Annotated in this window: 12 protein-coding genes; 5 read left to right on the top strand and 7 right to left on the bottom strand. The window is 60.8% G+C overall.

The window, feature by feature from the left end; translation table 11 throughout:
- Window positions 1-62 precede the first annotated feature (62 nt).
- Together amn and ICA16_RS24490 are read left to right on the top strand one after the other, a co-directional pair.
- Window positions 63-1,562: an AMP nucleosidase gene (gene amn, locus ICA16_RS24485; RefSeq protein ID WP_191626408.1), complete on the top strand. Its 1,500-nt coding sequence runs from the start codon at window positions 63-65 to the stop codon at window positions 1,560-1,562.
- A 70-nt stretch (window positions 1,563-1,632) separates the two neighbouring features.
- Window positions 1,633-2,268 carry a pseudouridine synthase gene (locus ICA16_RS24490; protein ID WP_228734220.1) on the top strand — a complete coding sequence of 212 codons (636 nt, stop codon included), beginning with the start codon at window positions 1,633-1,635 and terminating at the stop codon, window positions 2,266-2,268.
- Here the strand turns inward: ICA16_RS24490 and ICA16_RS24495 are convergent.
- Both ICA16_RS24495 and ICA16_RS24500 read right to left on the bottom strand, forming a co-directional pair.
- The gene (locus tag ICA16_RS24495) at window positions 2,263-2,472 is read right to left on the bottom strand and encodes a DUF2788 domain-containing protein (protein WP_042561226.1); all 210 of its coding nucleotides are present in this window, start codon (window positions 2,470-2,472) and stop codon (window positions 2,263-2,265) included. The genes ICA16_RS24490 and ICA16_RS24495 overlap by 6 nt on opposite strands.
- 197 nt (window positions 2,473-2,669) lie before the next feature.
- A complete protein-coding gene (locus tag ICA16_RS24500; protein WP_042561225.1) occupies window positions 2,670-3,149 on the bottom strand; it encodes an Lrp/AsnC family transcriptional regulator in 480 nt (159 codons plus the stop codon).
- Window positions 3,150-3,603: 454 nt separating this feature from the next.
- On the opposite strand from ICA16_RS24500, the gene ICA16_RS24505 reads away from it, so the two are divergent.
- A complete protein-coding gene (locus tag ICA16_RS24505; protein ID WP_210701823.1) occupies window positions 3,604-4,638 on the top strand; it encodes a DUF6515 family protein in 1,035 nt (344 codons plus the stop codon).
- Here the strand turns inward: ICA16_RS24505 and ICA16_RS24510 are convergent.
- The gene (locus ICA16_RS24510) at window positions 4,632-5,528 is read right to left on the bottom strand and encodes a cation diffusion facilitator family transporter (RefSeq protein ID WP_150617321.1); all 897 of its coding nucleotides are present in this window, start codon (window positions 5,526-5,528) and stop codon (window positions 4,632-4,634) included. The two genes, ICA16_RS24505 and ICA16_RS24510, sit on opposite strands and share 7 nt — an antisense overlap.
- Before the next feature lie 15 nt (window positions 5,529-5,543).
- Complete coding sequence (locus tag ICA16_RS24515; protein ID WP_042561222.1) at window positions 5,544-5,963, bottom strand: hypothetical protein; 420 nt, start codon at window positions 5,961-5,963, stop codon at window positions 5,544-5,546.
- A 365-nt stretch (window positions 5,964-6,328) separates the two neighbouring features.
- Here ICA16_RS24515 and hrpB point away from each other — a divergent pair, with 365 nt between their 5' ends.
- Window positions 6,329-8,848 (top strand): ATP-dependent helicase HrpB, encoded by a 2,520-nt coding sequence (gene hrpB / locus ICA16_RS24520; RefSeq protein WP_210701824.1) that lies wholly within the window; start codon window positions 6,329-6,331, stop codon window positions 8,846-8,848.
- A gap of 156 nt (window positions 8,849-9,004) precedes the next feature.
- Here hrpB and ICA16_RS24525 read toward each other — a convergent pair whose 3' ends face one another.
- The 3 genes from ICA16_RS24525 to ICA16_RS24535 all read right to left on the bottom strand — a co-directional run bounded on the left by ICA16_RS24525 (window position 9,005) and on the right by ICA16_RS24535 (window position 11,802).
- Window positions 9,005-9,925: a WaaS/CpsH family glycosyltransferase gene (locus tag ICA16_RS24525; RefSeq protein ID WP_210701825.1), complete on the bottom strand. Its 921-nt coding sequence runs from the start codon at window positions 9,923-9,925 to the stop codon at window positions 9,005-9,007.
- Window positions 9,926-9,972: 47 nt separating this feature from the next.
- Window positions 9,973-11,052: an endonuclease/exonuclease/phosphatase family protein gene (locus ICA16_RS24530; RefSeq protein ID WP_210554866.1), complete on the bottom strand. Its 1,080-nt coding sequence runs from the start codon at window positions 11,050-11,052 to the stop codon at window positions 9,973-9,975.
- 75 nt (window positions 11,053-11,127) lie between these two features.
- Window positions 11,128-11,802, bottom strand: a complete 675-nt coding sequence (locus ICA16_RS24535; protein ID WP_150617325.1) for a YciC family protein — start codon at window positions 11,800-11,802, stop codon at window positions 11,128-11,130.
- Between the two features lie 178 nt (window positions 11,803-11,980).
- On the opposite strand from ICA16_RS24535, the gene ICA16_RS24540 reads away from it, so the two are divergent.
- A complete protein-coding gene (locus ICA16_RS24540) occupies window positions 11,981-12,724 on the top strand; it encodes a DUF2076 domain-containing protein (protein WP_210701873.1) in 744 nt (247 codons plus the stop codon).
- Window positions 12,725-12,750: the final 26 nt, after the last annotated feature.

The following is a 12,750-nucleotide window of genomic DNA, read 5'->3' on the forward strand; positions in this document are numbered from 1 at the left end:
GTCGCACATATTGTGCGGTTGCCAACATGCCACTGTTCCCGTCGCGCCACGATGCAGGCAAGATGAAGCTCTGCAAGTCAGAACACAGGAAGCTGATCGTGACCGAAGCGTTTATTGTCGTTCAAACCGCCGAACAAGCCGTGGATCGTCTGGCCGAGCTGCATGAGCGGGCCACCTCTGCGCTGAATTCGGCGCTCAAGCGGTACCTCAAGGATCGCGTCGAGCCCGACGCCGAGCAGCGTGCCCAGTTTCGTTATCCCGAACTGCGTCTGACCTATCACTGCCAGGGCGAGGTCCCGCAGACCACCCGCGCCTACGCCAAGGTGCAACTGCCGGGCACCTACAGCGTCACCGTCACCCACCCGGCGGCCTTTCGCAAATACCTGCTCGAACAACTTGTGCCGTTGATGCACGACTTCACCGTGACCGTGGAAGTCGGCGTCAGCCAGCAAAACATTCCGTATCCGTACGTGGTCGAGCAGGGCGACGAACTGGCCGGTTCCGGCGTGACGGCTGCGGTGCTGGCGCGTGTGTTCCCAAGTACCGATTTGTCTGCCGCCACCGATGGCATCGCCGACGGCCTCTACGATTGGGAAAACACCGATCCGCTGCCATTGGCGCTGTTTGATGCGGCGCGTGTGGATTTCTCGCTGCGCCGTCTGGTGCATTACACCGGCAGCGACTGGCGTCATGTGCAGCCGTGGATCCTGCTGACCAACTATCACCGTTACGTCGACCAGTTCATCGTTCATGGTCTGGAGCAATTGCGCAGCGATCCGCGTTTCGTGCGCATGGTGCTCCCGGGCAACGTGATTATCGAAAAGAGCATGGATCACGGCGAAGCCTCGGCAATTGCTGCCGGTGTGGTCTGGCACCGCTACCAGATGCCGGCCTATCACCTGATCGCCAGCGATGGCCACGGCGTGACCCTGGTCAATATTGGTGTCGGCCCGTCCAATGCCAAGAACATCACTGACCATTTGGCGGTGCTGCGTCCGCATTGCTGGCTGATGATCGGTCACTGCGGCGGCCTGCGTCAGTCGCAGACCATCGGCGATTACGTGCTGGCCCACGCTTATATGCGTCGCGACGGTATTCTCGATCGCGTGGTGCCGCCGAACATCCCGATCCCTGCCCTGGCCGAAGTGCAAATGGCGCTGCAACAAGCGGCAGCCAATGTCACGGGCGAGAAGGGCGATGATCTGAAGAAACGCCTGCGCACCGGTACCGTATTGACTTACGACGACCGTAACTGGGAGCTGCGTTGGGCTCAGGAGCGACCGTTGATCAACCTGTCCCGCGCGGTGGCAGTGGACATGGAAAGCGGCACGATTGCTGCGCAGGGTTATCGCTTGCGAGTGCCTTACGGCACGTTGCTGTGCGTTTCGGACAAACCGCTGCACAGTGAAATCAAGCTGCCGGGTTCGGCCAACGCCTTCTACGAACGCGCGGTCAGCCAGCACTTGAAGATCGGCATCGAAGCGGTCGATCTGCTGCGCACCGAACTCAATTCGCTGCACTCGCGCAAACTGCGCAGCTTCGACGAACCGCCATTCCGCTGATTTGTTGATGGTCATTTAACGGTCAGGCTACTAGCATTGGCAGCCCTGACCGTTAGATGTTCTTTTCGCTATGTCCCGTCCCCCGCGTCCACCTTCCCGCCGCCCCGGCGTGAAGCCTCCGTCTTCTGCTCCTCGCCGTGTCGCCAAGGCGCCGCCGGCCGAGCCGAAGCTGATCCTGTTCAACAAACCGTTCGATGTGCTGACGCAATTCAGCGACGGTGAAGGGCGGGCGACGCTCAAGGATTACATCGACGTGCCGGGCATCTACCCGGCCGGGCGTCTGGACCGTGACAGCGAAGGTTTGCTGCTGCTGACCAACGACGGCCAGTTACAGGCGCGGATCGCAGACCCGAAACACAAACTGGCGAAAACCTATTGGGTGCAGGTCGAAGGCGAGCCAACGGACGAGCAGTTGCAGCGTCTGCGTGATGGCGTCGAGTTGAATGACGGCATGACCTTGCCCGCCGAGGCGCGGCAATTGGACGAGCCTGAGCTGTGGCCACGCAACCCGCCCGTGCGCTTTCGCAAAAGCGTGCCGACGAGTTGGCTGGAATTGGTGATTCGCGAGGGGCGCAACCGTCAGGTACGGCGCATGACTGCAGCGGTCGGGCTGCCGACGCTGCGGTTGGTGCGGGTCAGGATTGGTGACTGGACGATCGACGGTCTCGATCAGGGCCAGTGGACGGAGGTGCCGACGCGCTTATAAAGCGCCGGATTCGATCAGGCCGATCACCACACTCTTGATGATGAACGCGGCCACACCCAGGCCCAGTACGAAGAACAGAATGAGCGAGCCGAAGCGACCGGCCTTGGACTTCTTCGCCAGATCCCAGACGATGAAACCCATGAAAATGATCAGGATGCTGACCAGACCGGTCATCATCCACTCTTCGAGTAGTGCAGGATCCATCGGACATCTCCGGCGCGGGGCGGGGCTAAAGGGCGGCGGCGATTATACGCCATGGGCGATTGGTGAAGTATTGACCTGCGTCTGTGTGCCACACCTCTTCAACCACCGCTCCCCCTGTAGGAGCTGCCGAAGGCTGCGATCTTTTAAAAACAGAATCAAAAGATCGCAGCCTTCGGCAGCTCCTACAGGGGGAGGTTTCAGCTACGCAGATGAGTCAGCGGCAACTCGGTGCTGTTCAACACCTGATTCAGCACAAAGCTTGAGCGAACGCTTGTTACGCCATCGATGCGGGTGAGGTGACCGAGCAACAGCTTCTGATAGTGGTCCATATCCGGTACCACCACTTTCAACTGGTAATCAGCATCCACCCCCGTCACCAGGCTGCACTCCAGCACCTGCGGCAACGTGCGAATCGCCGCTTCGAAATTCTCGAAACGCTCTGGCGTGTGCCGGTCCATGCCGATCAGCACGTAAGCCGTCAGGCTCAGGCCGAGCATCTTGCGGTCCAGTAGCGCCACCTGACGCGAGATATAGCCGTCGTCTTCCAGTTGCTTGACCCGGCGCGAGCAAGGGGAGGGTGACAGACCGATGCGCTCGGCCAACTCTTGGTTGGAGATGCGGGCGTCGCGTTGCAATTCCGCCAAAATGCTCAGGTCGTAACGGTCGAGTTTGCTCATCAATCTGTCCTTGTTTGTAACTATTGCGGCGGATTATCTATCCAGGGTTAAAAATTGCGCAAGTGGTGTTTATTTGAGCAATCTTCGCAATCCTCTGTCGCGGCCTCAAGCCTATTCTTATTACCAGAATCACTGCTCGGTAACACAGTCCACGCGGCCCGCCCAATCCGGCCTGCCGCGGCCGCCACCCCCACCGGGGTTGGGCCGGCCCCCGAGCTACGCACTGTCCACAAGACGGCGTGAGGTGAGCCGACGTCAAAAGCGTCGAGCCAGGACGAAGTTCTCTAAGGGGAGGCCGACGGGTCTCCCTTTTTTCTTGTGCGCGATTTGCTGCTGCGCCGCTCAATAAATAAGTTGCGCGACTGATAACCTGTTGCAGAACCCGGTGTGTATTTCCCCGGTCTTAGCTACAGGCCACTCCAATTCAGGGCTCTGAGCCGCAGTGAGGAATTTCATGAAGTCGCGCATCTGGCAGCTGGCCGGTGTTGGTTTGCTGTGTATGAATATCAGTGCGCAGGCACTGGCCGATGAGCCGCAAAATCGTGGCCCGGATGGCGGCGGCCGCGGGCCGGAGCATCAGGGCAATAATCAGGGCCATGGCGGCGACCATCAGCCGCGTGGGCAGAACAATCCGCAGCAGCAGAATCAGCCGCGCCCGCAGAACAACGAGATCATTCGTGGCGACAACAGCCGCCAGTTCGAGCACAACGGTCAGCAAAACAACGGCCAGAACCGTCCGGCTTACAACCCCAATCCGGTGCGCCAGCCTCCTCCACCGCCGCAGTTACCGGCCAACAGCCTGCCGATCCAGCCGCGCCCCGACGCCGTGCGCCAGACCCAGGAACCGCGTCAGGGTTACTACCGCGATGAGCGTCCACAAAACGGCTACAACAACCAGCATTGGCAGACCGGCAATCGGCCCGACGACCATCGCTGGCCCGGACGTCCGGACGGTCACGGCAATGGTTGGGGCCCCGGCCCGCAATATCGGCCGGGGCATGTGATCGATCGCTTCCCGGATCGTGACTATCGCGTGCCGTATCGCGGTCAGGACTACTTCTATTCCGGCGGCTACTGGTATCGCCCGCAAGGCCCGCGCTACATCGTCGTGCAACCGCCGCGCGGGATTCGCACGCAGTACTTGCCGGATTACGCCCGTGAAGTGTGGATCGGTGGGTCGCTGCTGTTTCTCGCTGCCGGTTCGTACTACGCGTATCAGGAGGCCACGCAGGATTACATCGTGGTCGCGCCGCCCGTGCAGCAGCAACAGCCGCAATCCCAAGGCTACGACGTCGAGGCCTATCCGGCCAATGGACAGTCGCCGCAGCAGGTGCAGCAGGACGGATACCAGTGTTATCAGTTCGCGGTGCAGCAAAGCGGTTTCGATCCGCGCACCGCGACGTATCAACCGGCGCCCGAGGTGGTTCAGGCCTACCGTCAGGCTCAGGGTAATTGCCTGAGCAGTCGCGGTTATCAGGTCAGCTACTGAGCCCTGGCGGCCAGCACTACTTCCTGCGGGTCGGCGTGCACCAGCACTTCGGCTCGCGGGTAGGCTTTGTGAATGGCATCGGCGGCCTGATCGCTGATGCCGTGCGCGACGGACAACGTCAGCTCCCCCGGCAATTCCAGATGCAACTGCACAAACCAGTGGTTGCCCGAGATTCGCGTGCGCAAGTCATGCGCGCCCAGCACTCCCGGCACACTGCACGCCAGTTCGAGCATGTGCTGGCTGACGTCGGTCGGCAGTTCCTCGTCCATCAACACTGAGAAACTTTCTCGGGCGATCTGCACCGCGCTCCACAGGATGTAGGCAGCAATCCCCAGGCCGAACCACGCATCCAGTTGCTCAAAACCAAACCCGGCCAGCACCAGCGCAATCAGAATGCTGCCGTTTAGCAGCATGTCCGAGCGGTAGTGCAGCGAGTCGGCGCGCACGGCGTTGGAGCCGGTCGCCTTGATCACCCGATGTTGCAACACCAGCAACGCCAGCGTCAGCAGCAGGGAAAACACGATCACGCCAATGCTCAGCCATGGCGCGCCAAGCGGCTGCGGATTGGTCAACCGCTCATAAGCCTGAAATGCGATCAACACCGCACTGCCACCAATGAACAGCGCCTGCGCCATGCCGGCCAGCGACTCAGCCTTGCCATGGCCATAGCGGTGATCGTCATCCGCTGGTCGCAACGCGTAATGCACCGCAAGCAGATTGAGCAACGAAGTGATGCCATCCAGCGTCGAGTCGGTGAGACCGGCGAGCATGCTCACCGAACCGCTCAGCCACCAGGCGATGGCTTTGGCGACGATCAGCGTACAGGCCACCGCCACCGAGGCGCGGGTGGCCAGCCGCAGCAGGCGGGCGTGTTCGGGGCTGGAGGTCATGGGCAGGGTGATTCCTTATGCGGCAGGTTGCAGGCCGAACATCGCCAGTTGCTGAGTGCTGCCCTTGTGCTGGATCAGGCGTGGATCGTCCAGCGGGAAGTTGCGCCCCAGCTCAGTTTCGAGAATAGCCTGCAATTTGTGGTTATCGACCTGACCGTCCGGGCCGACGGCTTGCTTGAGCTTGGCCGGATCGATCTGTGCGGTGTGCCCCGGTTCGAAATAGATCGCGCCAGTGGCGAAGTCGACAGCAAATGCGATCAGCCCGGGGATCACGTAGAACAGCAGCCCGACCGCATCGAGCACGGCAATCGCCGGGTCAATCTTGCCGTCGATCTGGCCGCGACGATCCGGATAGAAAATCGAGCCGCACGCGGTGATTTGAGTGAGCAGGGTGGCGACCAGCACGCCGCCGATCAGGCGAAAAGGTAAACGCATGGGAAATATCTCCTGAGTCATCTAATAACGAAGCGTCGTCGTGTGAAGTTAAGACCCTGACGAACGCCAAGCAGTTCGCCGTTATACTCGCCGCTGGCAGGGCGTGCCCACAGTAAATTGCGGCCTCGTCTCACCCCTACCGAAATATGTTGAGGATTGAAGTTGTTTTCTCCAGTTCGACACCGCGTGAAGGCTGATGAGTCCTGTCGGGGTTCGGCCCTCCGGGCTAAAGCTGTGAGCGCGCCATGCTGCGTTGCGGGACTTGGCAAGGAAACGACCCTTACCTGCGTCCCGCGCCTTGCCTGGCACGCTCACATCTTTAACGTGACTCGCCATTTACTGTGGGCACGCCCTGGGGAGCCAGCATGATTTCTTTGCCGATCGATGAAGTTTTACCCGCCCTGCGTGAAGCGTTGGCGACACGCCACGAAGCCGTGCTCGAAGCACCGCCCGGCGCCGGTAAAACCACCCGCGTGCCCTTGGCGCTGCTCAATGAGGCCTGGCTCAATGGCCAAACCATCCTGATGCTTGAGCCGCGTCGTCTGGCGGCGCGTGCCGCAGCGGAGCGACTGGCCAGCGAGTTGGGCGAGAAGGTCGGCGAAACCGTCGGTTATCGCATCCGCCTCGACAGCAAGGTTGGCCCCAATACCCGCATCGAAGTGGTCACCGAAGGCATTCTCACCCGCCGCTTGCAGGACGACCCGGCGCTGGAAGGCGTGGGTCTGCTGATCTTCGACGAATTCCACGAACGCAGCCTCGACGCCGATCTGGCGCTGGCATTAAGTCTGAACGGTCGCGAGCTGTTTCGCGCTGAACAGCCGCTGAAGATTTTGCTGATGTCCGCAACGCTGGAAGGCGAACGCCTGGCCGGTTTGCTCGACGACGCGCCGATCCTGCGCAGCGAAGGGCGCATGTACCCGGTGACAATGCGCTGGGGCCGGCCGTTTCAGCCCGGCGAATACATTGATCAACGCGTGACGCACACGGTGCTCGAAGCAATCAATGATGAAACCGGCAGCGTGTTGGTGTTTCTGCCGGGGCAGGCGGAAATCCGTCGAGTCCATCAGCAACTGAGCGACGCCATCGGCGCGCGCAGCGACGTGTTGCTCTGTCCGTTACACGGTGAGCTTGATCTGAACGCGCAAAGAGCCGCCATCGATCCGGCTCCGCCCGGTCAGCGCAAAGTGGTGCTGGCGACCAACATCGCCGAAACCAGTTTGACCATCAACGGCGTGCGGGTGGTGATCGATGCCGGGCTGGCGCGGGTACCGCGTTTTGATCCGGGCAGCGGCATGACCCGCCTCGACACTCAACGCATTTCCAAGGCCAGCGCCACCCAACGCGCAGGCCGGGCAGGGCGACTGGAGCCGGGCGTTTGTTATCGCTTGTGGTCGCAGGATCAACACGAGCAACTGGCGGCATACGGCAGTGCGGAAATTCTCTCGGCAGATCTGGCCAGCCTTGCGTTGCAACTGGGGCGCTGGGGCGTGACGCCGGGCGAACTGGTCTGGCTCGACGTGCCGCCGGCAGCGGCTTATGCACAGGCGCAGGATTTGTTGCAGCGTCTGGGTGCGCTGGACGGCGAGGCGCTGACTGCGCACGGTCAGGCCATGGCCGAATTGCCGGCGCATCCGCGTATCGGCCACTTATTGCTGCGCGGTCAGGCGTTGGGGCTGGCGACGATGGCTTGCGATGTCGCCGCGCTGCTGGGCGAGCGCGATATCTTGCGCGGCGCCGGGGCCGACCTGCACAGCCGACTGGTTCTGCTTTCGGGCGAAGAGCGCGCAACCCGTGGGGCGCAGGGCGGCGTGCAGCGTGCGCGGCAACTGGCGCGGCAATATCGCGGTTACCTGCGCGGTAAGGCGAGTGAACCGGTCGACGATCCGGATCATCCGCGCTGGCTTGGCGCTTTGCTGGCGCTGGCCTATCCAGACCGTGTCGCCCAACAGCGCCGCGCTGGTGGCGCCGAATATCGCTTGGCCAATGGTCGCGCCGCGCTGTTCGCCGAAGCCGACAGCTTGATGAAAGAGCCGTGGATTGTGATTGCCGACCTCGGCAGCCGTCAGGGCCAGCGCGAAGAACGGATTTATCTGGCGGCGGATTTTGATCCGACGCTGTTTGATTCGGTGCTGGCCGAGCAGGTGCAGTGCGTCGATCAACTGGACTGGGACGAGCGCGAAGGTGTGTTGCGCGCCGAGCGTCAGCGCAAGGTCGGTGAGTTGATCCTCAGTCGTGAACCGTTGACCGGTCTCGATGAAAGCGCGCGCAGTCAGGCACTGGTCAATCTGGTGCGGCGCAAGGGTCTTGAGTTGCTGCCGTGGACTCCGGAACTGCGCCAGTGGCAGGCGCGTGTCGCCCTGCTGCGGCAGCTGGATCTGCAGACCCAAGACGCAAGCCAATGGCCGGACGTCAGCGATGCTGCGCTGATGAAGTCCCTTGAACACTGGCTGATGCCGTATCTGGGCAAAGTTTCGCGGCTCAGTCATTTCGCCAATCTGGATCTGTCGAGCATCGTCCGCAATCTGCTGCCGTGGCCGCTGCCGCAACGGCTGGATGAGCTGGCGCCACATCATCTGAGCGTGCCGTCGGGTTCGTCGATTCGTCTGGATTACAGCGAGTTTCCGCCGATTCTGGCGGTGCGTTTGCAGGAGTTGTTCGGGCTGGCCGAAACCCCGCGAATTGCTGGCGGCAGGCAAGTGGTCAAGCTGCATCTGCTGTCACCCGCGCGGCGGCCGGTGCAGGTGACGCAGGATCTGGCCAACTTCTGGCGCAGCACTTATGCCGAGGTGAAGAAGGATTTGAAGGGACGGTATCCCAAGCATTATTGGCCGGATGATCCGTTGGTGGCCGAGGCCACTGCCCGGGCCAAACCTCGTGGCACCTGAAGAACAAACGATCGCAGCCCGTAATTCATCGCTCGAACAGCGCTGTACCCCGTCCGTGTAGGAGCTGCCGCAGGCTGCGATCTTTTGATGTTGTCTTTCAAGATCAAAAGATCGCAGCCTGCGGCAGCTCCTACAGGATGTGAGTTGGCCACACATTCATTGCTGCGAGAAAACCGTCCTTACCCAACCCTGCAGCGTGTATTTCTCATAGATGGGTGCAGGGATGTCCACGTACGGGGTTGTGATGAAATGCTCCGGAATCACCGGGCTGTTTTCGTCGATGACCAGAATGTTCGCCGGATTGTAGAAGTCGTAATCGACAACGCTTTTGTTGGTCGTGATGACCTTTTTTCGCGAGGCCATGGCTTCGAAAAAGCGAAAGCTCAAACCGGTCTGACCCGGCTTGGAAATGTCCAGAATGATCCGCGAGCGTTTTACCAACTCGCCCACAGATTCCAGCGACATTCGCTGCTCGAAAAACGTAATGCCCGGATGAGCCCCCGGGATCGGTTTGCACTGCACCAGAAACCTGTAATCGGTAATGCCGAGGCGATCGAACGCTTTCGCCAGACCTTCAAGTGCCGGTACCCGGTCCTTGCCGGCCATCACCACAAACGCCGAATAATCCCCGGGCGCACCGTCAGCAACATAATCGTCGTAAATGAAATTGTGCAGTTTTTTCAGACCGTGACTCTTGGCATTCTCCGGGTCGAATGAAAACACCTCGTCGTAACTGGCCAGCTCTTCGTGACTCATCGGCCAGCGGCTGAAGCTGTCGTAAAGGTAGGCAATCTTGCGGTCGCTGGCACTGAATCCCGCCGCTAACTGCTTCGGATCGATTTGCGCCGGGTTGATGATGAGGGCAACGTCGAATCGACCGCCTGCACCTATGGCGCGTTTGACCTGGCGCAACTGGGCCCAACGCTTGAGCGGGCGACGGATGATCTTGGGGGCTCGATCGAACGTGTTGGCCATTGCCGACGTATCAATGAAGCACACGTCGTTATGCTTCCTCAGATAGTCAGCCAATTTACGGGCATAACCGCCGATGTCCTTGCACATCAACAAGATTTTCATGCGTCTTCCATGTTGTAAATTCGAGGGCCGCTGGAGCAATGCCGTTGCTATGGGGTGGACGGGAGCAGGAAGCGGGCGATCACTGGCAAGTGATCGGAAATGCGCAAGGTATCGTCCTGGCGCACCATCGCTTCGACCCGTTTGATCTTCGGGCTGTAGAACAGATAGTCGACCGTGCGATCCGGGCCGTTGAGGCCGGGATCGTTGGGGTAGTGCGTCAGCCACTGGGCGCGATTGATGCCGCTGGCTTCGTTGTTGTTCGGGATCATCGGGTATTTGTCCCACAGCAGATGTAACTCGCTGTCGGCGGCGTAGGGCGTGCGCTGCTCGGCGGGCAAACGGCGATATTGGCCGAGGGGCAGCAGGTTGAAGTCGCCGCCGATCAGCCACGGCAAGCCTTGGCTTTCATACTTGTCGAGTACCTTGGCCACGGCCGTCACCTGCGCCTGCAAGGTGTCATTCGGTTGGCCGGGTCGTTCCAGATGCGTATTGAATACGGTCAGTTGCCCGCCATCGCTGAGCGGCAGACGGGTCGCAAGCAGGGCGTTTTTGGGCTGAAACTGGCGGCTGATGAAATTGCTCGAAGCCACCGGCAATTGCAGGCGTTCGGCATGTTCGATGCGGTAGCGGCTCAGGGTCGCCAGTTGCCGGCCGACGCTGCCAAAGATGTGGGGTTCGGGGACGAAGTCGGCTTTCCAGTCGAAAGTGCTGACGCTGCACGGATACAGATCGGCGACCCGCTCCTGCAACAGCTTGAGCTGATCCTGATAGTCGCTGGCCTTGGCGCCGTCATCCAGTTCCTGCAACAGCACCACATCGGGTTGCTCGTCGCGGATCACCCGCGCCACTTCATCGAGACTGAAGGCCATGTCTTCCAGGGTCGGCGCTTCGTCGTTGCCCTGGGCCAGATCATTCCAGAATACGTAACGCTTGCCGGCCAGGTACTGCACGTTCCAGGTCATGACTTTCAGCGCTTGCCCGGGCACCAGTGTCGGCGGGGTGCCGGTGCAACTGATCGGCAGGTTTTCCCGGGTGTCGGGGCGCCAGGTCAGGCTGAACAACAGCACGCCGATCAGCGCGATGGCGAGCACAACAAGCAACAGGGTGTAGCGCAGCAGACGGGTCATGGCTCGGCTTATAGCGTTACAGAAAGTGGCCCCGAGCATACCCGAGTGCGCGCCCGTCGCCCAAGGCCAAAGCAGTCAGACCGCGCCGCTACGTTTGTCAGGCGATTCGCTGATCAGCATGAACAGGCGAAACAGCACCACGCTGGTGAACAGTTGCAGGAAGCTGTGGGCACTGTCGATCAGGACGGCGATCACCGGGTTTTGCGGCTCTGGATAAACCGCCAGGCTCGCCCCTTTGAGCAGCCACAGCGGTGTCATCACGCAGAGAATGCACAGCAGGATTCGCCAGAAATGCCCACGGGTCAGGCGCAGGCTTTCTTTCATGGCGTGCAATGGATTGAGGCCGCGCAGGACCAGCAGGTATTCGCCGAACGCCAGCATCACCATGAGGATCAGGCCCGGCAGGAAGTACAGCGAAATGCCCAACAGGATCAGCAAGGTATTCAGCGCCGTGAGCAAGGCGAAGCGTGGCCACAGGGTGGCTGCCATCGCCAGCAGGTCGCGGTTGCGCGGCGACTCGCCACGGCTGCGGGCATCGAGAAACAGAATCAGCGCGGCGGTATACAACGGATAAATCACCAGGCCGACGATGATGCTGCTCGCCGCAAAGCTCTCCGGCCCGGTGGCGCGATCGACCACCTGTTGCAAAATGGCTTCGACGATCACCAGCGGCAGGCACAGCTGCACGATGCTGACCAAATGGCGTTTGAAAAAATACAGAGAGTCGCGCAGCACTTCGAAGGCATTCATCAGTCGGTATCGCAGGTCGAAAACAGTGGCTCACTTTAACCGATGATGTGCGGCGCGGCACAAACGTAAACATTCGGTAAAGGTCGTTGAAACATCCTGTCACCGTCGCCATTACAGGTGAGCACCCCGTCCAGTGTGGACGAGGGCAATGTTTTCCCCGGCAATCTACGAGGTCGCCATGAACAGCGAAGAGCAAACCCTGATCGATGGATTGTTTTCCCGGCTGCAACAGGCCGAAACGGAAGCAGCCCCGCGCGACGCCCAGGCCGAGACGCGGATCAAGGAACACCTGACACGCCAACCGGCGGCAGGTTATTTCATGACCCAGGCGATTCTGGTGCAAGAGGCAGCGCTCAAGAGCCTCGACGAACAGAACAAGCAACTGACCCGGCAAGTCCAGCAGTTGCAGGCCGAACTGCAATCGGCCAAGGCCCAAGGTGCGGCGCCGACGCCGAGCGGTGGCGGTGGTTTTCTATCGAGCATCTTTGGCGGCGGCAATTCGCGTCCGGCACCGGCCCAGAGCACCCCGGCATCCACTGGCGGCTGGCGTGAACCGGCACCGCAGCAGAACTTCAATGCGCCCGCGCCGCAGCAGGGCTTCGGCGCACAGTCGCCTAACTACGCGCAACAAGCGGCTCCGGCGGCAGGCAGCAGCTTTCTCGGCGGCGCATTGAAAACCGCCGCTGGCGTGGCCGGTGGTGTGATGCTGGCGCAGGGCATCAGCAGCCTGTTTCATCACAATCAGCAGCCGGAAGAAATTGTTGAAGTGATCAAGGAAGAGCCAGCGCAGGTTGCAGATCAGAGCAACAGCGGTTGGGGCGATGACCAGCGCATGGCCGGTAACGACCAGAGTGGCGTTTCCGATGCCGACTACAGCGATGACAATTCATCGTTCTTCGATGACGACGATTCCTTTGTCTAATCCACCCTTTCGAATGTGACACCGAC

The sequence above is a fragment of the Pseudomonas anatoliensis genome, assembly GCF_017976235.1.
In the GTDB taxonomy this organism is placed as follows: Bacteria; Pseudomonadota; Gammaproteobacteria; order Pseudomonadales; family Pseudomonadaceae; genus Aquipseudomonas; species Aquipseudomonas anatoliensis.

Excerpts from the sequence above, each read along its gene's own strand:
- amn (WP_191626408.1), top strand. The coding sequence starts at position 63 with ATGAAGCTCTGCAAGTCAGAACACAGGAAGCTGATCGTGACCGAAGCG.
- ICA16_RS24490 (WP_228734220.1), top strand. The coding sequence starts at position 1,633 with ATGTCCCGTCCCCCGCGTCCACCTTCCCGCCGCCCCGGCGTGAAGCCT.
- ICA16_RS24495 (WP_042561226.1), bottom strand. The coding sequence starts at position 2,472 with ATGGATCCTGCACTACTCGAAGAGTGGATGATGACCGGTCTGGTCAGC.
- ICA16_RS24500 (WP_042561225.1), bottom strand. The coding sequence starts at position 3,149 with ATGAGCAAACTCGACCGTTACGACCTGAGCATTTTGGCGGAATTGCAA.
- ICA16_RS24505 (WP_210701823.1), top strand. The coding sequence starts at position 3,604 with ATGAAGTCGCGCATCTGGCAGCTGGCCGGTGTTGGTTTGCTGTGTATG.
- ICA16_RS24510 (WP_150617321.1), bottom strand. The coding sequence starts at position 5,528 with ATGACCTCCAGCCCCGAACACGCCCGCCTGCTGCGGCTGGCCACCCGC.
- ICA16_RS24515 (WP_042561222.1), bottom strand. The coding sequence starts at position 5,963 with ATGCGTTTACCTTTTCGCCTGATCGGCGGCGTGCTGGTCGCCACCCTG.
- hrpB (WP_210701824.1), top strand. The coding sequence starts at position 6,329 with ATGATTTCTTTGCCGATCGATGAAGTTTTACCCGCCCTGCGTGAAGCG.
- ICA16_RS24525 (WP_210701825.1), bottom strand. The coding sequence starts at position 9,925 with ATGAAAATCTTGTTGATGTGCAAGGACATCGGCGGTTATGCCCGTAAA.
- ICA16_RS24530 (WP_210554866.1), bottom strand. The coding sequence starts at position 11,052 with ATGACCCGTCTGCTGCGCTACACCCTGTTGCTTGTTGTGCTCGCCATC.
- ICA16_RS24535 (WP_150617325.1), bottom strand. The coding sequence starts at position 11,802 with ATGAATGCCTTCGAAGTGCTGCGCGACTCTCTGTATTTTTTCAAACGC.
- ICA16_RS24540 (WP_210701873.1), top strand. The coding sequence starts at position 11,981 with ATGAACAGCGAAGAGCAAACCCTGATCGATGGATTGTTTTCCCGGCTG.